Source organism: Streptococcus thermophilus, from assembly GCF_010120595.1.
In the GTDB taxonomy this organism is placed as follows: Bacteria; Bacillota; Bacilli; order Lactobacillales; family Streptococcaceae; genus Streptococcus; species Streptococcus thermophilus.
Genome location: NZ_CP038020.1, coordinates 194,749 through 210,964 on the forward strand (window position 1 = coordinate 194,749; position 16,216 = coordinate 210,964).

At 39.7% G+C, this 16,216-nt stretch carries 25 protein-coding genes and 1 other RNA gene; 4 read left to right on the forward strand and 22 right to left on the reverse strand.

What is annotated here, in order from left to right; all coding sequences use genetic code 11:
* Positions 1–14: 14 nt before the first annotated feature.
* Positions 15–100: signal recognition particle sRNA small type (ffs, locus tag E3C75_RS00970), an RNA gene on the reverse strand.
* 268 nt (positions 101–368) lie between these two features.
* Between ffs and E3C75_RS00975 the strand changes: the two genes are divergently transcribed.
* On the forward strand, positions 369–536 hold the full coding sequence (locus E3C75_RS00975; protein ID WP_014621998.1) for a class IIb bacteriocin, lactobin A/cerein 7B family: 168 nt from the start codon (positions 369–371) through the stop codon (positions 534–536).
* A 52-nt stretch (positions 537–588) separates the two neighbouring features.
* The gene (locus tag E3C75_RS00980; RefSeq protein WP_011681674.1) at positions 589–852 is read left to right on the forward strand and encodes a hypothetical protein; all 264 of its coding nucleotides are present in this window, start codon (positions 589–591) and stop codon (positions 850–852) included.
* A gap of 80 nt (positions 853–932) precedes the next feature.
* Here the strand turns inward: E3C75_RS00980 and tadA are convergent, their stop codons facing one another.
* The 7 genes from tadA to E3C75_RS01015 all read right to left on the reverse strand — a co-directional run bounded on the left by tadA (position 933) and on the right by E3C75_RS01015 (position 5,452).
* The gene (tadA, locus tag E3C75_RS00985) at positions 933–1,451 is read right to left on the reverse strand and encodes a tRNA adenosine(34) deaminase TadA (RefSeq protein ID WP_011681675.1); all 519 of its coding nucleotides are present in this window, start codon (positions 1,449–1,451) and stop codon (positions 933–935) included.
* A gap of 763 nt (positions 1,452–2,214) precedes the next feature.
* Entirely contained in the window at positions 2,215–2,607 is a 393-nt protein-coding gene (locus tag E3C75_RS00990; protein WP_011227579.1) for a single-stranded DNA-binding protein, read from the reverse strand.
* A gap of 205 nt (positions 2,608–2,812) precedes the next feature.
* A complete protein-coding gene (locus tag E3C75_RS00995) occupies positions 2,813–3,040 on the reverse strand; it encodes a sulfurtransferase TusA family protein (RefSeq protein ID WP_011226611.1) in 228 nt (75 codons plus the stop codon).
* A 14-nt stretch (positions 3,041–3,054) separates the two neighbouring features.
* Entirely contained in the window at positions 3,055–4,086 is a 1,032-nt protein-coding gene (locus E3C75_RS01000; RefSeq protein ID WP_071417489.1) for a YeeE/YedE family protein, read from the reverse strand.
* A gap of 137 nt (positions 4,087–4,223) precedes the next feature.
* Positions 4,224–4,847: a YtpR family tRNA-binding protein gene (gene ytpR / locus E3C75_RS01005; RefSeq protein ID WP_002952017.1), complete on the reverse strand. Its 624-nt coding sequence runs from the start codon at positions 4,845–4,847 to the stop codon at positions 4,224–4,226.
* 9 nt (positions 4,848–4,856) lie between these two features.
* Positions 4,857–5,171, reverse strand: coding sequence for a thioredoxin family protein (locus tag E3C75_RS01010; RefSeq protein WP_011226613.1), 315 nt, complete (start codon positions 5,169–5,171; stop codon positions 4,857–4,859).
* Positions 5,168–5,452 carry a DUF4651 domain-containing protein gene (locus E3C75_RS01015; RefSeq protein WP_002952020.1) on the reverse strand — a complete coding sequence of 95 codons (285 nt, stop codon included), beginning with the start codon at positions 5,450–5,452 and terminating at the stop codon, positions 5,168–5,170. The genes E3C75_RS01010 and E3C75_RS01015 overlap by 4 nt, the downstream gene beginning before the upstream one ends.
* Before the next feature lie 99 nt (positions 5,453–5,551).
* Here E3C75_RS01015 and pepA point away from each other — a divergent pair, with 99 nt between their 5' ends.
* Positions 5,552–6,619 (forward strand): glutamyl aminopeptidase, encoded by a 1,068-nt coding sequence (gene pepA / locus E3C75_RS01020; RefSeq protein WP_014727717.1) that lies wholly within the window; start codon positions 5,552–5,554, stop codon positions 6,617–6,619.
* A gap of 15 nt (positions 6,620–6,634) precedes the next feature.
* Complete coding sequence (gene proC / locus E3C75_RS01025) at positions 6,635–7,405, forward strand: pyrroline-5-carboxylate reductase (RefSeq protein ID WP_011226616.1); 771 nt, start codon at positions 6,635–6,637, stop codon at positions 7,403–7,405.
* 29 nt (positions 7,406–7,434) lie between these two features.
* Here the strand turns inward: proC and E3C75_RS01030 are convergent, their stop codons facing one another.
* The 14 genes from E3C75_RS01030 to E3C75_RS01095 form a co-directional block, all read right to left on the reverse strand.
* The gene (locus E3C75_RS01030) at positions 7,435–8,097 is read right to left on the reverse strand and encodes a CPBP family intramembrane glutamic endopeptidase (RefSeq protein WP_096811680.1); all 663 of its coding nucleotides are present in this window, start codon (positions 8,095–8,097) and stop codon (positions 7,435–7,437) included.
* A 102-nt stretch (positions 8,098–8,199) separates the two neighbouring features.
* On the reverse strand, positions 8,200–8,643 hold the full coding sequence (locus tag E3C75_RS01035) for a hypothetical protein (RefSeq protein ID WP_011681680.1): 444 nt from the start codon (positions 8,641–8,643) through the stop codon (positions 8,200–8,202).
* A 73-nt stretch (positions 8,644–8,716) separates the two neighbouring features.
* Positions 8,717–9,142 carry a CPBP family intramembrane glutamic endopeptidase gene (locus tag E3C75_RS11415; protein WP_111679733.1) on the reverse strand — a complete coding sequence of 142 codons (426 nt, stop codon included), beginning with the start codon at positions 9,140–9,142 and terminating at the stop codon, positions 8,717–8,719.
* A 242-nt stretch (positions 9,143–9,384) separates the two neighbouring features.
* Positions 9,385–9,582, reverse strand: a complete 198-nt coding sequence (locus tag E3C75_RS01045) for a helix-turn-helix transcriptional regulator (protein ID WP_014727723.1) — start codon at positions 9,580–9,582, stop codon at positions 9,385–9,387.
* 248 nt (positions 9,583–9,830) lie between these two features.
* Entirely contained in the window at positions 9,831–11,024 is a 1,194-nt protein-coding gene (locus E3C75_RS01050; RefSeq protein ID WP_084826168.1) for an acetate kinase, read from the reverse strand.
* Positions 11,025–11,079: 55 nt separating this feature from the next.
* Positions 11,080–12,036 (reverse strand): class I SAM-dependent methyltransferase, encoded by a 957-nt coding sequence (locus E3C75_RS01055; RefSeq protein ID WP_023909974.1) that lies wholly within the window; start codon positions 12,034–12,036, stop codon positions 11,080–11,082.
* Positions 12,037–12,080: 44 nt separating this feature from the next.
* Positions 12,081–12,398 (reverse strand): competence type IV pilus minor pilin ComGG, encoded by a 318-nt coding sequence (gene comGG, locus E3C75_RS01060; protein WP_023909975.1) that lies wholly within the window; start codon positions 12,396–12,398, stop codon positions 12,081–12,083.
* Positions 12,376–12,813 (reverse strand): competence type IV pilus minor pilin ComGF, encoded by a 438-nt coding sequence (gene comGF, locus E3C75_RS01065; protein WP_084825661.1) that lies wholly within the window; start codon positions 12,811–12,813, stop codon positions 12,376–12,378. The genes comGG and comGF overlap by 23 nt, the downstream gene beginning before the upstream one ends.
* Positions 12,797–13,090: a competence type IV pilus minor pilin ComGE gene (gene comGE / locus E3C75_RS01070; RefSeq protein WP_100262274.1), complete on the reverse strand. Its 294-nt coding sequence runs from the start codon at positions 13,088–13,090 to the stop codon at positions 12,797–12,799. Before comGE ends, comGF begins: the two co-directional genes overlap by 17 nt.
* Positions 13,062–13,490, reverse strand: a complete 429-nt coding sequence (gene comGD, locus E3C75_RS01075) for a competence type IV pilus minor pilin ComGD (RefSeq protein ID WP_171815055.1) — start codon at positions 13,488–13,490, stop codon at positions 13,062–13,064. Before comGD ends, comGE begins: the two co-directional genes overlap by 29 nt.
* Complete coding sequence (gene comGC / locus E3C75_RS01080) at positions 13,450–13,776, reverse strand: competence type IV pilus major pilin ComGC (protein ID WP_023909980.1); 327 nt, start codon at positions 13,774–13,776, stop codon at positions 13,450–13,452. The genes comGD and comGC overlap by 41 nt, the downstream gene beginning before the upstream one ends.
* A complete protein-coding gene (gene comGB, locus E3C75_RS01085) occupies positions 13,773–14,873 on the reverse strand; it encodes a competence type IV pilus assembly protein ComGB (RefSeq protein ID WP_133264040.1) in 1,101 nt (366 codons plus the stop codon). Before comGB ends, comGC begins: the two co-directional genes overlap by 4 nt.
* A complete protein-coding gene (gene comGA, locus E3C75_RS01090; RefSeq protein ID WP_014622005.1) occupies positions 14,755–15,696 on the reverse strand; it encodes a competence type IV pilus ATPase ComGA in 942 nt (313 codons plus the stop codon). The genes comGB and comGA overlap by 119 nt, the downstream gene beginning before the upstream one ends.
* An 80-nt stretch (positions 15,697–15,776) precedes the next feature.
* Positions 15,777–16,139, reverse strand: a complete 363-nt coding sequence (locus E3C75_RS01095; RefSeq protein ID WP_111679734.1) for a DUF1033 family protein — start codon at positions 16,137–16,139, stop codon at positions 15,777–15,779.
* Between the last annotated feature and the right edge of the window lie 77 nt (positions 16,140–16,216).

Consider the following 16,216-nt stretch of genomic DNA (forward strand, 5'->3'; position numbering starts at 1 on the left):
AAATCCTCCTCGACACAAAAAAAGAGCACACACCTGAAATCGCTTAGGGCTGCTGGATTCCTCCCCTGACCCGCTTCACGCACAGATGTTGCTCCGAGAAATATTATACCATAAATCGAAGTGATTGCAAGTAGGAAACTTAAGACAAGACTAGATAGGATTATCCCTCATCGAAGCTCATTATTTTCTTTCATCAGTATAAACTTTGATAAACCCTAGCAATGCCATAGTATCAGAAATGTCACTACTTTTTTATTTCTCTTCACCTTATAATAAATCCGCAGCTTGAGGAAAGCACCAAAAGCTAGTGACATAACTGACTTTATTGAATGGATACTGCTCGATAAGAAGAAAGGACAATAAGAACAATGACTGAAACAATCAACAACCGTAAGAAAATGACTACTCAAGAACTCGAAATCGTATCAGGTGGTACAGTTCCTTGGGCTGCTATTTCAGTAGGAATTGCTGGCGCAAAACTGACTTATGATCTAAGCTATGCTGCGGGTAAATCTTTCTGCAATCTCAAACACTAATAAAAGAACTTAACTTCAACTGACATCTCCAAGATTTTGAGAATGATAACTTATGAAGCTTACAAGAAATCAAACAAATGGTACTACTGCTAATCAATTCCCTAAAATGAACAACTATTTACTCGTAAAAATCGCTTTAGCTGGAATTATCAGTAGCCTATTTCTCATACTCCTAATCAACCTAATCTTTCATGAACGATTAGGAACACCAATTATTGACACTAATTTGAAGTCAGCTTTTTGGACACTTATACTCTTCATGCCTATTTTTCTTTTGACAAGAGAACAAGAAAAACATAAGACTAAGGAAGAGTGACTTAAAGATCCTTCAAAAAAACAAGACTCCCTCTAATCTCCTATTGAAAAATGCAAGCTCTTTTGGCTTGCATTTTGTCTTTACATATCTTGCACGACTTCTAATTTAGCCAATCGTTTGGCTTCTTTTTTGCGTTCGCGGCTCTGGCGGAAAAAGTCTTGCATAATCTTAGCACAGTCCGCCTCCATGACACCAGTCTCAACTTCTACGCGATGATTGAGACGCTCATCTCTTAAGATATCATAAAGGCTACCTGCACCACCAAATTTTTGATTACATGCTCCATAGATAACTTTGGGAATACGCGCCAGACCAATGGCTCCACTACACATGACACAGGGTTCAATAGTCACAAAAAGGGTGCAGTCTAACAAACGCCAGTTGCCCACTGTCCTATTGGCCTCTTGAATGGCCATGACCTCCGCATGCATAATAGCTTGGTTGAGCTCCTCACGCGCATTATGCCCACGACCAACGATTTCTCTATCCTTAACAATAACACAACCAATTGGAATTTCTGCTTTATCTAGAGATTTTTGAGCCTCCTTAAGAGCCTCAGACATAAAAATCTCTTTCTCTTCTTGGCTATAGTCAAGCATTAGTCTTACTCCTGTTCCAAGATTTACGAGATGGCGTCTCGCTTAGTCCTTCTATTATAGCATAAGAAAAACATTCCCTTTCTAAAGGGTACAAAAAAAAGCTAAGACGAATCATCCTAGCTTCAAACACAATAGTTTGGTGAGTCTTAGAAATCACACCAATGTGTTCTCCCAAGGCTAGACGAAAAGTCAACGACCACTTAACATCCTAATTTATATGTCAGTCGGAGTGTCACAGTCAATTGTCTGTGAAATCATTGAATCGACCTATAAGCCTCACAACAATAAACTAAAATGTAACTGTCTCAAACAATTGCAAGCATAGTATTATAGTTGTGATATTTCATACTTTCCTTCCAAACAAATAATGCCTACTATAAAAGTAACTTTTATAGCTTTTCCTTACCCACCTATAGTTTATCACGAAACCTCTATCATTTAATTTAAAAATTGGTAATAAAACAATGACATAAATGAGAAAGAACTGTTAATTGTGTACACTATTTTGGCTAATTAACCAAATAGCAAAAAACCATGTTATATCTGCATTTTAAGGTTTTTCGAATAACTTTCTCTACTCTATCTATACTTTTAAACTCCTATCATCCTAAGTCTTATCTAATTTTACTGTTTATTAGTCTAACAGGTGTTTAATGTTTTATCTCCAACAATTCTTCAAAACAAGGTATGGAATAAGATAATGATTTTTTTTGGAGAGGTGACTTCAAAGATAGGAGACCTAGATAGCTAGACAAAGGATAAACTAAAAGGGAAGCTCTTCTTCTAAAATCAGGTCAGCCAAGTCATTATCAGGATTATTTTCCCTAACAGCACGCTGAGCACGACTCTCCAGAAGTTGGAAAGAGGAACAAAGCACCTCAGTAACGTAATGGGTTTGGCCATCCTTATCGTACTTACGGGTACGAAGCTCACCATCAAGAGAAATTAAACTTCCCTTGCTAGCATAAGATGCCAATGTCTCAGCTAAACGGCCCCAAACCACTACTGTGATAAAATCAGCCTCACGCTCACCATTTTGCGTCTTATAGCGACGATTAACCGCAACTGTGACACGTGTAAAAGACCTGTCACTAGCAGTCTTAACCATTTCAGGTGTTGCTGTCAAACGTCCAATTAAAATTACTTTGTTATACATTTTTTTACCTCCACCTATCTATTCGTAAGAGGCAATAAAAAAGTGGTTTATTTTCAATAGTTTTACAAATTTTTTCGGGAGGATCCTTTCTAATACTCGAGTCTCTCTACCACTCGAAGGTTATTATTTTTCTAGAAATAGTACTCCATAGGATATTTTCATTACCAAAACTGACCTTTAAATTTTATCGACTCGCTTAGCTAACTCAACGTTTTTGAACCACAATTTCCCAAGAAGCAGGACCGACTTGGTCAAAGCGAGTTACAGGATAATCATTGTCTGAAGCCCAGTTTGGAATACTTTCCGTTGCTTGCGTACAATCGAAAGCAATCAACAACTCATCTCCAACAGCTAATTCAGCCATTTTCTTCTTCGCATCAATCAACGGAAATGGGCATACCAGTCCACCAGTTTCAAGTTTTACCAAAGTCATATCATATTCTCCTCTTAATTTTTGTTTGGTTTTACAAAGATAATATAGGAAGCCGTCCAAACACCTAAAATAGTCACTGGCAAAGCAATCCATCCCTTACTAGAAAAAATTGCTGTAGCTGTTAAACCATTACCAATTGTACAGCCACCAGCCCAAGAAGCACCGATTCCCATAAAAATACCTCCTAGTGTGCTTTTAGCGATGGTTGGCAAGTCTGGCAAACGCCAGCGAAACTCTTGAGATCCCTTTGCAGCAAGAAAGGAACCGATAAAAATACCTAATACAAGAAAAACACCCCAACCAAGTTGCTTACTATCGCCTGTAATAATATAACTAATTAGATGTGCCGATGGTGTTGTAATCCCTAACCCTCCAACACGACCAGTCAGCTGACTAGCTGGCCAAGCAATTAAAGCAACAAGACCAATTAGAAGTCCTGCAAAATATTTATGGTAAGTTTTCTCAAATAGGTAGTGTCTCACTCCCTTATATTTTGATGGAAGCGAAGCAATCTGACGTCTGGGCTTACGTAACTCTCGAATGACAACAAAACTTGTTATAGCTACTAAGAAAACAAGAAAATACCAAACCGGAATTCCTAATTGACTCGCTAAATCATCGTTAATCACCCATCGCTTAGCTATTGATTGATTCAAAGGTACAAGGAATCCTGATTTCATAGCTGCTGCACTTGTCATATAAAAAAATAGTGCAACCCAGCTACCTAAGAGTCCTTCACCTGCACGATACCACGTTCCTGTGGCGCATCCCCCCGCAAGAACAATTCCAATTCCAAATAGATAGGAACCCACAATAGCTCCTAACACGGAAAATTCTTCATAGGGATTTCCAACAATACCTAATTTAATCAGGAAAAGCACTCCTATACTTTCTACTGTGATTGCAATAAGGAAAGCGTAAAATAAGGTATTATTACGTGCAATATACATGTCTCGAAAACCACCCGTCATACAAAAACGAGTTCGTTGCAAAACGAATCCAAATATCAGACCAATGATCCCACCAGAAAGAGCAGTCGTAAGCATAAGTACCTCCTAAAGTAAATATTGAATACATTATAAAAAAAATATTATAACTTGTATAATCTTTCTTTTTTATGGTTAGCCATAAACTTTCTTTATGGCAAACAAAAAAAGCGGATTATTACCGCTTCTTCTCTTACTTACCTTTTCCAGTGTTTAGCTGGATCAAAAGCCTCGCCGACTACTGCTGAATCATCAAGTTCAATAATCCCACGTTTTTGCGGGGCATTCGGAAGGGCCAACTCACGTGGGGAACACATCATTCCATAGCTATCTTCACCACGAAGTTTTCCTGGGAAGATAAGAGCCCCGCTAGGCATCATAGCACCAGGGAGAGCTACGATAGTTTTAAGACCAGGGGATGCGTTTGGTGCTCCTGCAACGATTTGGACCTTCTTATCACCGATGTTCACTTGACAGATGTTAAGGTGGTCACTGTCTGGATGTGGAACCATTTCATCAATTTGTCCAACCACAAAGACTGGACCTTGCGTATTTTCCAAACGCTCTTCAAAGCCCTCTTTAGCCAATTCCTCATTTAAGATAGCTACATCTTGGTCAGACAAGAAAACTTGACCATTTCCTTCGATATCAATGAGGCTTGATGCTTCAAAAATGTTCCAAGCAAGAGTCTTACCTGTTTCATCAGCTGTGACACGAGCCACCTTACCTTTACGTTCTACGCTACGTTTAATGTCCTTAGTATCCTCCAAGATAACTAACAAAACGTCGCCAACTTGTTCTTTATTGTATGCAAAAATCATGGATTCTCCTTATAGTGTTTCCAAAAAGGCAGTGATTTCTTCTTTGGTTTTACGAGCTTTATTGACCAAACGACCCAATTCCTGACCATTCTGAGTCACGACAAAACTTGGGATACCAAAAATATTCCACGTTTGTGCTAAAGCCATATAATCATCACGGTTAACACGCACAAAGGTCATATCTGGATGGCTGGCTTCAATTTCAGGCATAACGGGGTAGATGAACTGGCAGTCCGGACACCAATCGGCAGTAAAAAAGAAGACCACTTTTTGATCACTATCAACATAGCTCGCCAGTTCTTCAAGATTCTTAGGAATAATCATGCTTGTTCCTCCTCATAGGTCAGCTTGTCCTCTGCATAAACAAAGCTATAGACACGTCCATCCTCTAAGACGATACCTCCTGTGAGCCCAGGATTTTCTTTATCCGTAGGATTCGTATAAAGAACTGCGATGGGGCCAAGATGTGATAATTCTTGTCTAATATCTTGGATTAATGCAGCTTTCTTCATTTCTACGCGTGACTGTCTATACTTCTCTGTCATTGCCAAGAGACCTAAAGCTCCTACGCCTCCAGCAAACAAGGCCAATGTTTTACGTTTCATAAGAAACATTTTACCATAATTTTAGAGGAATGGGGAGAGGCTACCTATCTCTTGAGAATCGTGCTAAAATAGTAGCAAGTACTACTCAAGGAGGATTTTATGACTACCCTATTTAACAAAATTAAAGAAGTAACCGAACTCAAGGCAGCTGTGGGCTTTGAGACACCTGTACGTGACTACCTTCGTAAAACTATCACACCGCTCGTAGACGAGGTGCAAACAGATGGTCTTGGTGGTATTTTCGGTATCAAGCATAGTCAAACGGAAAATGCCCCTAAGGTGCTCGTGGCTGCCCACATGGATGAAGTTGGGTTTATGATTAAAGAAATCAAGGCAGACGGGACTTTCCGTGTAGTAGAGCTTGGGGGTTGGAACCCACTGGTTGTCAGTTCTCAACGCTTTACCCTACACACTCGTGACGGCCGTATCTATCCTGTCATCTCAGGTTCAGTCCCACCTCATTTCTTGCGTGGCAGCAGTGGGACTTCAAGTCTTCCTGGTGTCTCTGATATCGTCTTTGATGCTGGTTTTGCCAACCAAGAAGAAGCTAATACCTACGGTGTTTTCCCGGGTGACGTCATTATTCCTGAATCAGAAACGATTCTAACAGCTAATCAAAAAAATGTGATCTCTAAAGCTTGGGACAACCGTTATGGTGTTCTCATGATTCGTGAACTCTTGGAAAATGTTAAAGATCAAGAACTCAATAATACTCTAATTGCTGGTGCCAACGTTCAAGAAGAAGTTGGTTTACGTGGTGCCCATGTTTCTACCACTAAATTTGATCCTGAAGTTTTCTTTGCAGTGGACTGCTCCCCTGCAGGTGACATCTATGGTAATCAAGGTAAGGTAGGTGATGGTACCCTTATTCGTTTCTTCGATCCAGGTCACATCATGTTGCCAAATATGAAGGATTTCCTTTTAACTACTGCTGAAGAAGCTGGTATCAAATACCAATACTACTGCGCTGCAGGGGGGACAGATGCTGGTGCCGCTCACTTGCAAAATTCTGGAGTACCATCAACAACTATTGGTGTTTGTGCCCGTTACATTCACTCGCACCAAACCCTATATGCTATGGATGACTTCCTAGAAGCACAAGCCTTTTTACAAGCTATTGTTAAGAAGTTGGATCGCTCAACAGTAGATTTGATTAAGAACTACTAAGATAAGGAGTAACCCATGATTATCGGTTTTATCGGTGTCGGAAAAATGGCAACAGCTATTATCAACGGCCTAAATAAAAGCTCACATCGTATCATTATTTCAGGGTCTTCTTTGGCTCGTTCGCGCCAAATTGCAGAGGAACTAGAGGTTGAAGCTGCTGCTTCCCATCAAGAATTAGTAGAAAATGCTGATCTGATCATCCTTGGTATTAAACCTCAAATGTTTGATAAGGTGCTAACTGACCTCAACTTCCATCAACCTATCATGAGTATGGCTGCTGGAGTGACCTTGGAACGCCTAGCTTCACTCACAAGTGCAGACCTACCTCTTATTCGTATCATGCCTAACCTTAATGCTCAAATTCTTAAGAGCACTACTGGTCTTTGTACCAATGATAAGGTATCTGAGGACCTTTTGGTAATTGCCAAGGAAATCACAGATAGTTTTGGAACTACTGTTGAATTGGCTGAGAAGGACTTCGATACCTTTACTGCTCTAGCTGGCTCTAGTCCGGCCTATATCGCCCTCTTTATCGAGGCTCTGGCTAAGGCTGGCGTCAAAAATGGCCTAAGTAAGCAAGTTGCTCTGACCATTGCCACACAGACAGTTCTAGCTACTGCTGAAAATCTCAGTCTAGGTAGCGATAGTCCACATGATCTTATTGACAAGGTATGTAGCCCTGGTGGGACCACTATCGCCGGTCTCATGGACCTTGAGCGTACAGGTCTCACCCATAGTGTGGCTTCAAGTATTGATACAACCATTGCCAAAGCCAAAAAACTATAGTAAAAATAAAGCTCGGAAAATTCCGAGCTTTATTTGATATAGGGCGCTAACAATTGCAAAAGTAACATCATTGAAACTGCAATACTATTGTTAATCATATGGGCCATGATACAGTACTCTAACTTTTGAAACTTACGATATACTGTCCCAAGGGTAAACCCCATACCTGCATATATAATCCAGACACCTATACTATTAGGCATATGAACAAGGCCAAAGAGTAAGCTACTCAAAATCAAGCCAACAATAGAATCTGAATTAAAGACTCGTCCCATGAGGAGCCCTCTAAAAATCAACTCTTCCACAATCGGTGCCATAATCACTGTAACTGTTATGAGAACAAAGGGATTCATATGGGCATTTTCTATGATTTCCTGATTGGTGCTATTACTAACACCTTCCCACATCATGACCATTGCACCAATCCTAGTAACAATGTAAATACCTAGGTAGGTCAAGCCAATCATACCCCATGCTTTTAAGGAAGACAGTGTCTTGAACCCCTCAAGAAGACCCATGCGTTTTCCTAAGAAAAGAGCTCCTGCACTAATGAGTAGCATAACCAAAATTAGGAGACTCACTGCCCTCACGTCTTTAACACGAACAAATATGGTTGGAGCTTGTTCAATACACAAAATTAGGAAAGCCAGTAAAAAATAAAGAAAACGTTTTAAAATGGACTCTTTGTTCACAGTAAGCTACCTCTTTTTATTTTTATATTTTGTACTTTTATTATAATACAAATCTACTATTTTGACAAGACACCATGAAAATAGAGGTATAATTCAGGAATCTTATCTTATTTTAGATAGAATCAGACGAATAAGAGCAAATCCCAGAACCAAGCCATAGAGCAAGATAGATAGGACTGTAACATAGGGCAACTGAATATTAGCAAAGGCATATAGGGCAATCAAAGCAAAGATAAGCAAAAACTCCAGAACCAGTGTTGCAACTGCTGTCACCTGCAAAATCTGTTTATTTCGCTCATCGTAGGCAGCAATGTACATCTGATGAAGACGTTTCGAATGCCTAAGCGCTGCAAAATAATAAATCGACAGGGCATAACTCCCAATGGTAACTCCCATTACTAATCCTAACGCATAATCACTAAGACTGTTAGAGCGAACAATAAATAATCCCAAAATACCCAAAGAAAAGAAAGAACATGCTACTCGAGCTATGTATTTTTCATACTCTGATTCTGTTTTTTTCTTTCCTAACGTTTTTAATAACATATCTTGATACTCCCTTCATTATCCTTTAAAAGAGCAATATAAAATTTTTCAATGATAACTTTAAACATTCACCTTAAACAAAAAGGCTAAGTAGGACACTTATACTGTTGTTTAAGATATGGACACCCATACTGTACTCGATACGCTCAGTCTTATAATATGTTATGGCAAGACCAACTGACATAATACCATAGATGACAATTGTCTGAGGCGTAGATGCTGAATGCCCAGCCATAAAGAGAAGACTGGAAATAACAAGACCCATCTTAAAGTATTTTCCAAAGAGCACCTTGGCTAAGAGTCCCCTAAAAATGATTTCTTCCATAATAGGAATGATAAAACCTACTACTGCAAACTGAAGATAGGTTGGTACGTGAATAAACATCTTATTTAAAGCATCTTGATTTTCCATAGCTGCATTATGTGTTAACTGACCAACAAAATACCCTAGAAGATCACCTAGGAAAAAGATGACGAGGATTAAGAGAAGCAATCGCAACGAGACGTCTCCAATTAATCTCTTTAAGCGATAAGAGTTTAAATCCATAAGCAATCACGATAAAAATAGCCAAACTCCCTAATGCCCAAACACCGTAACCTATTTGCTCCACAAGTGAAAACTTACCATCCTGAGTAAGTAGCGGGAAAGCACCTAATAGTGTTAAATCTAAGATTAGTAGAGTGAGCGCTAAAAAAAAACGCCAATTTTCTTCATTACTTGTTTAAACATATCTTTACTCCTTAATCTTCTTCAAAAATAAAGACTTCTTCAATAGTCTTTCCAAAATACCTAGCAATTTTAAAAGCTAGTTCCAACGACACATTATAGCGCCCTTTTTCGAGTGAAATGATGGTCTGCCTCGTGACTCCCATCTCATCTGCTAATTCTGCCTGACTAATCTTATTAGCCTTGCGAAGTTCCTGAATCTTTGTTTCCATATGATATCTCAACTCTATCGTTTCTTCTCAAATATTTCGGCTCTTTTCCTTTTTTGTCAAATTTGCTTTACATTTATGGTATAGTTTACTTTACATATTTTGTAAACTCTTTTTTACATTTTTTGCGAAATTTTCTTTAGCTTTTCAATGACCACAGACAGAAATAGTTGAATGATTCTTTCAAAGCATTCAAAAAAGCTGGCCAATTGCTCAGCCAACTTTTCTGATCTTATCAAATTTTTGATAACTTATTTAGTTTTAAGGCGCTCAACATCACGCGCAATCACCAATTCTTCATCCGTTGGAATAACAAACACTTTAACAGCTGAATCTGCTGTTGTAATATCGCCAACATGTCCGAAAAAATTCTTTTCAGGATCCACTTCAATACCAAACCAAGTGAGACCATCCAAAACTGAAGCGCGAACATCCGCAGAATTTTCACCGATACCCGCTGTAAAGACGATAGCATCCGCTCCATTCATGACACCAAAGTATTGAGCGATGTATTTACGCAAACGATCCACATAAAGATCATAGGCCAACGTACATTTTTCATCACCAGCCTCTTTACCAGCAATGATATCACGCATATCGCTTGATTTTTCAGAAATACCAAGAAGACCTGATTCCTTGTTAAAGACATGACGTATACGTTCAGCATCGGCCATGTCAGGCTCACGGTCAATAATGAATGGAATAATCGCAGGGTCGAGATCCCCAGTACGTGTTCCCATCATAACTCCGCCAAGTGGTGTCAATCCCATTGAAGTATCTACCGATTTACCACCATCAACGGCAGTAATTGAAACACCATTTCCCACATGGGCTGTGATAATCTTCGTTTCTTCAATAGGTTTTCCTAGTAGCTTAGCTGCTTCTTGAGAAACATATTGGTGGCTAGTTCCGTGTGCTCCGTATTTACGAACTTGATAGTCTGTATAATAACGGTTAGGAACTGGGTAACGGTAAGCCACTTCTGGCATAGATGTATGAAAAGCTGTATCAAAAACAGCAACGCTTGTAATATCTGGTAGAAGTTCCTTGAAGGCACGAATCCCTGAAGCTGCACCTGGATTGTGTAACGGTGCCAAGGCTGACAATTCTTCAATCTTAGCCAAGGCATATTCATCCACCAAGCTTGATTCTTTGAAATATTCTCCACCAGCAACCACACGGTGACCAACACCTGTAATTTCATCATAGCTCTTGATAATATCGAAACGAATCAAGTCATCAAGCAAGATTTTTACCGCTTGAACATGGTCAGCAATATCTAAGGTTTGCGATTCAGAACGGTCAGCAAATTTTACTGTTGAAACAGAATCTCTCAAGCCAATACGTTCAATCAAACCCTTAGCAAGAACAACTTCTTCTGGCATTTCATATAATTGCCATTTCAAGCTTGAACTTCCTGCATTGATTGCTATTGTTTTTGTCATAAGCACCTCTTTATAAAACGCTTTCAATAATACATACCTATTCTATCATGTTTTACTAGAAAATGGAATTATCTGATTTCCATTTTTGGAAATTCTCTGTAAAATCCTTGAGGACCCTTGGATTTTGCAAATCGCTAAGTGGGTAAACGAAGGTCTCAGGAGCATCTTTAGTTTGTTTTTTTAGCACAAAGATAGACTTCATGTTATGTTTATTGCCAAAAGCTGCTTCTGGAAGAGTAATAACAGCAATAATATCAGCATATCCTGATAACCACTTCTTAAGCAGATCACTTTGAGGGCTTGTCAAAAGATTGGTTGGTGCCAAAAAAATAGCAATACCGTCTTTCTTCAAATACTTAAGCGATTGCTCCATAAGAAGATGATGGGCATAAGTGTGTTCGCCAGTTGCTGCCACCTTGAAACGACTCGCAATCTCATCATTAGGGTAGTAACCTATAGGTAAATCGCTGATAATAACGTTGCTCTCTTTGAGAATATGTGGTCGAACAGCATCCTCTTGGATATAAACCGCTACTGAATTCACCACCTCAGCAATACTAGCTGACAAATCGATAAGAAGATCATCAACTTCCATCCCCATATAATTAAGGGTTTTCTGACTATTATTTAGAAGAGTTTCAGCCAAGTTTCCTGTTCCCGAACCAATCTCCAAGATATCTAATTGTTTTTCCTGGGTCAAACCTTCGAGCAAGTACAGAATGATAAATCCGATAGCATCTGGTGTAAATTGGTGATTGGCTTGTAAAGCTTCCAATTGCCCTAGTTTGATAAACAAAAACTGAAAAGCACGACGCCACTCCTCTTTACTTAGATTAAGCGCCCGTATTTTCTCGTTGTTTTTGATGATGAGCTCATTAGCAACCTCAGCCCCCAAATAATAGGAATTTTGCTCAATAAGTGCATCGTAAGCATGGGTTCCAAGATCATTTTCAATAGTTTGGACATTTTCTAACAACAGCTCAAAAGCTGTCTCAATTGCTTCAAAATTCATGATTTCCTCCGTTCCTCTATCATATCAAAAAGGAAAGAGAATTTCTATCTCTGCTCTTGTTTCTTCACATAACGATAGGTCTTGATTTGGCCTTTACTGGCAACTCTGACAATCACTTGCTTACCCTTAATCTCGTAAGTCGTAGTCCCCTGAGAAAAACTAAAAGCACCTGCTTTCTTATCCACCAAGGCCATAGTCATCTCTGCCATGAGACGGCTTTGACTGGCCACTATTTGCGCTTTGTTTTGTCTAGAGCTAGCTACCACCCGTTCCAGATAAACCTGAAGAAGGAGTGTAAAAATGCCAGCCATAAAAAGAGCGTAGAGAAGAACGCCTCCCCTAACCTGTTTTTTCAAAAGCATAAATAAAACTCCTTTGTAGTCCATTTTTAAGAGTCACTTGGATGGTAACTATCTGGTTCTTTTGACTTACCTTACTAGATTTGACATCGAAAAGCATTGGTTGATAGCCTCGACCATCAGCATTTGTTTTTCGAAAATCAGAGGCACTTGAAAGACCAAAAGCCAAGTCTTGATTATCCTGCTTGACATAGAGTTTGTTCCCCTCTACCTTGACCAACTGACATCCTTCTAATTCTGCCTCCATTTGTTGAACAAATAGAAGCCAGTCTTGGTTTTCTTGTTGTCTTACCCGCTTAACATTACTCACAAGTACAGTGGTTAACCCTTGATAAACTTGAACTGAGCCAGCAATGACTAACAAGGCCACTAGACATTCCAAGAGGGTAAAGGCACGCAGCTTACTGCTTAGATACATGAATAATCTCCTTTCCCGATTCATAAACCGTGATACCTTGCTGGCTACGTTTAACTGTCACCGCTATGCCATTCAGCGTTAACTGGTCTTGCTTGGTCTGAACTACCATTGTTGCCACACTCAAGACCTCTTGTTGATGGAGATTATCAGCCATTAGTCTGCGGTTGGTATTAATTTGTTCCAATATCAGACTGCTGACAAGTACTAAAACAGCCATAGCTATCAGGCTTTCAATAAGAATATAACCTCTAAGAGATCGTCTTTTTATATTTACCACTGCCCATGTTAAGCAGATAGGTCACCACCTCCTTATCACTTGAAAAACGAATTTTCGTGAGGCTAGAGTTGCCTCCTTTAGCATCAAACACTAGCGTCTGCCCCTTATCCAGATGAATACTTTTAGGAATAAGCAGACTAGACCTTCCATTACTAACCTTATTCTTAGTTAACTGCAATTCAACATTAGATCCTTCCGATGATGCCAAGCGCTGACTATCTCGATATAGGTACTCAAAACGCAGATAAAAAAGATTAATCTCGACCTGCTGAAAAATACCTGTGACTGAGCCTGACAAACTCAGAGTGAGAAAGACAACCACTGCTAGCGTCATCAGGCTCTCCAACAAGGTGAAAGCTCTAATTGGCCACTGAGCGGCTTTCACCACCATGTTTCGCATAGTAATCATTGTATGAATCTGCCTGTTTTTGCGTAATTTGACCTTCTGAAACAAGAGCTGCCAAGCTAGCTGTCTTGTTATTCTTCATTTCATAAAGTTCTGCCTGAGAATCCACGACCTTGACTACAGCCGCATTTCCAGTTTCCTTAACGGAATCCTTCTGCTTGCTTAAGTTAGGAATAAAGAGCAAAAGGAGAATACTGATAATGAGAAGTACGACTAGCATTTCAATCAGAGTAAAGGCTCGTAATTTAACGGCATTCAATTTTTTTAACATCAATTTCATGACATCATTCCTTCCATATTTTGATACATTGGTAATAGCATGGCTACATAGATCATTACAATCACAACTGCAACAATAACAAAAATGAGGGGTTGCACAAAGGTTGTTGCCTTATTAAGACGGTTAAAGAAGTTTTGCCAAACCTCCTCGGCATAAACTTCCAACTCATAGCCCAACCTCGCATTGGCCTCCCCATAAGCAATAATTAGTGAGAGCTCCTTAGTAAAAAACGGATAACTGGCAATACGTTCAGGAAAACTCTGTCCCAGCATCAGGGCTTCTTCCAAATCGGCTCCCAGCTCACGGAAGAGTTTAGACTTTTGCTCTTGCATAAGAGCCACCAAATCTAGCAAATCAACGCCTTGACCTAATAAATTTCCCCATTCCCTAGCATAATAGGCGGTCGTGTAAAGCCTTACTGTCTGACCAATAAAAGGGATTTTGGCCATTCGCCTATAAAAAACAAGGGCTGACTGTCGTTTCACCCATAGATAGAGAATTAAACCCAACACAAGGAGTCCACACAAACTCACAAAAAAAAGCTGGGGAAAAATTTGAACCAACTGTACAGCCCAATTATTCTTACCATCACCCTCTAAGAGTTGGGGTAGAAGATAATTTTTAAGTCCTAGCATAATCAGAATCAGAAAACCCAGAAGTAGTATGGGATAAGTCGCCACCTCCATGAGTTTCTTGCGAACCTTTGTCATACGAAGCATATAGGTTTCAATCTTTGTTAGACTCCCTAGAAGATTACCGTGCTTGTCAGCAAGAGAAATCTGAGTAACAATATTGTCCGAAAACCCCACTAACGCTAACATCTGATCCAACCTATCACCGCGTATTAAACTCTCTTTCATAAGAGACAAGGATGTTTCTTTCAGCAAGTGACTTCGCTCCAAAAAGGCTACGATTTCAGTTAAGGTAAAACCGGCCTTTAAAAGTTGTTTGAAGAGCTGGATAACCTTAACTTGCTGACTAATCTTTAATTTTTTCCCCTTGGATATCCCTCTCAGTGAGACATCCTTGTTTAACCAAACCTTCCAACTGCTGATTCCAGTTGGTCGACGAATGGTTTTGGAAATTTTCTCTGGCAAAATCAATCACACCTCCCCCCTTGATCAAACGCATGTAGGCAATGCCTTGTAGAGCATTATCCAACTCAGACTTATCTACGCCAAGGTCCAAGAGACGTTCGTAAACGCCAGCAATACTCTTAGCATGAATAGTTGAAAGAACAGTTACACCTGTTAGACTAGCTCTAATAACTGCCCGGGCAGTCTCCTTATCCCGAATCTCCCCAATAATCAAAACATCTGGACGGTGACGTAGAGATAGCTTAATCAAACTATCATAGGTCATATCAATCACCTGATTAACCTGGAGTTGCAAGACATTATCCTGTTTGATTTCAACAGGATCCTCAATCGAAATTACCTGCTGCCCCTTAAAACGCTCCTGAACCAACTCATGCATAAGTGTGGTCTTCCCAGAACCTACGGGACCCGCAAAGAGATACAGTCCTCTATAATCCAAGGCATCCTTAATAGGCTGGATTCCTTGATTCCAATACACTAATTCTCGACGTTCGGAATGTAGGATACGGATAACCAAGCTCTCCAAACCTCGATAGTCTCCAACAGTTGATAAACGCAGAGAAACCAAGTGACCGTCACCACAATCATAGTCACATGCACCCAGTTGACTCCTACGCTTCTCACCCACCATCATTCCCGCCACAAATTTAAAGTGACCAATAAGACTAGCCATGAAATCAGGCCGATATACATCAATCAATCTCCTCTCTTGCCCGACTCGCATATAGAGCTCATAATTATCCTGACGTGGAATGACATAGATGTCTTGAGCCCCACAACTATCAGCATTTTTGATCATTTCCTTAGCAAATTCTGTTACCATAAGGACCTCCTCATAAACCTATTCGTAAAAAGTTTAAGAAAATGAAAAGAAGCCCGAAAAAATTCGAGCTTCTGCATTGTTTAACGTTTTATTCTACAATGGGCATGATTTGGAAGGTCATTTTGCTTTTCATATCCCGGACGGTGTTTTTCCTCAGGAATTTCCTGCCAATCATATAAAAGTGCAATCGATCGATAGACCTGCAAGTATTCGTCACACTCCTCACACCAGTGTTTATCCTCTTGGTCCCAAAAAGCAGTCATGACACTACTACGGCTGATGCAACTTGGCAAGATTTCTTCCATGGCAAACCAAAGTTTTTTATAGTACTTGAGGGCATCGTAAAAATTTTCAAATTCCTTAGTACTTATGATATCCTCCTGCCAACCTTCCAAGAACCACCACGGTTCCATATCCCCTTTCATTTCAACTACTTGGTACATTTTTCTTTCTCACTTCATCTTTGGTGTCCTTATTATACAAAATTTTCTGGAAAAGATAAAAATTATTGTCTTATGTT

What these genes read in the sequence shown, in the direction of transcription:
- comGC (WP_023909980.1), bottom strand. Translation starts at nt 13,776, where the DNA reads ATGAAATTGATGTTAAAAAAATTGAATGCCGTTAAATTACGAGCCTTT.
- E3C75_RS01015 (WP_002952020.1), bottom strand. Translation starts at nt 5,452, where the DNA reads ATGAAACGTAAAACATTGGCCTTGTTTGCTGGAGGCGTAGGAGCTTTA.
- E3C75_RS01055 (WP_023909974.1), bottom strand. Translation starts at nt 12,036, where the DNA reads ATGAATTTTGAAGCAATTGAGACAGCTTTTGAGCTGTTGTTAGAAAAT.
- tadA (WP_011681675.1), bottom strand. Translation starts at nt 1,451, where the DNA reads ATGCTTGACTATAGCCAAGAAGAGAAAGAGATTTTTATGTCTGAGGCT.
- comGA (WP_014622005.1), bottom strand. Translation starts at nt 15,696, where the DNA reads ATGGTAACAGAATTTGCTAAGGAAATGATCAAAAATGCTGATAGTTGT.
- proC (WP_011226616.1), top strand. Translation starts at nt 6,635, where the DNA reads ATGATTATCGGTTTTATCGGTGTCGGAAAAATGGCAACAGCTATTATC.
- pepA (WP_014727717.1), top strand. Translation starts at nt 5,552, where the DNA reads ATGACTACCCTATTTAACAAAATTAAAGAAGTAACCGAACTCAAGGCA.
- E3C75_RS01095 (WP_111679734.1), bottom strand. Translation starts at nt 16,139, where the DNA reads ATGTACCAAGTAGTTGAAATGAAAGGGGATATGGAACCGTGGTGGTTC.
- E3C75_RS01045 (WP_014727723.1), bottom strand. Translation starts at nt 9,582, where the DNA reads ATGGAAACAAAGATTCAGGAACTTCGCAAGGCTAATAAGATTAGTCAG.
- comGG (WP_023909975.1), bottom strand. Translation starts at nt 12,398, where the DNA reads ATGCTTTTGAAAAAACAGGTTAGGGGAGGCGTTCTTCTCTACGCTCTT.
- E3C75_RS01010 (WP_011226613.1), bottom strand. Translation starts at nt 5,171, where the DNA reads ATGATTATTCCTAAGAATCTTGAAGAACTGGCGAGCTATGTTGATAGT.
- E3C75_RS00975 (WP_014621998.1), top strand. Translation starts at nt 369, where the DNA reads ATGACTGAAACAATCAACAACCGTAAGAAAATGACTACTCAAGAACTC.
- E3C75_RS00980 (WP_011681674.1), top strand. Translation starts at nt 589, where the DNA reads ATGAAGCTTACAAGAAATCAAACAAATGGTACTACTGCTAATCAATTC.
- ytpR (WP_002952017.1), bottom strand. Translation starts at nt 4,847, where the DNA reads ATGATTTTTGCATACAATAAAGAACAAGTTGGCGACGTTTTGTTAGTT.
- E3C75_RS01050 (WP_084826168.1), bottom strand. Translation starts at nt 11,024, where the DNA reads ATGACAAAAACAATAGCAATCAATGCAGGAAGTTCAAGCTTGAAATGG.
- E3C75_RS00995 (WP_011226611.1), bottom strand. Translation starts at nt 3,040, where the DNA reads ATGACTTTGGTAAAACTTGAAACTGGTGGACTGGTATGCCCATTTCCG.
- E3C75_RS00990 (WP_011227579.1), bottom strand. Translation starts at nt 2,607, where the DNA reads ATGTATAACAAAGTAATTTTAATTGGACGTTTGACAGCAACACCTGAA.
- E3C75_RS01000 (WP_071417489.1), bottom strand. Translation starts at nt 4,086, where the DNA reads ATGCTTACGACTGCTCTTTCTGGTGGGATCATTGGTCTGATATTTGGA.
- comGF (WP_084825661.1), bottom strand. Translation starts at nt 12,813, where the DNA reads ATGTATCTAAGCAGTAAGCTGCGTGCCTTTACCCTCTTGGAATGTCTA.
- E3C75_RS01035 (WP_011681680.1), bottom strand. Translation starts at nt 8,643, where the DNA reads ATGTTATTAAAAACGTTAGGAAAGAAAAAAACAGAATCAGAGTATGAA.
- comGD (WP_171815055.1), bottom strand. Translation starts at nt 13,490, where the DNA reads ATGCGAAACATGGTGGTGAAAGCCGCTCAGTGGCCAATTAGAGCTTTC.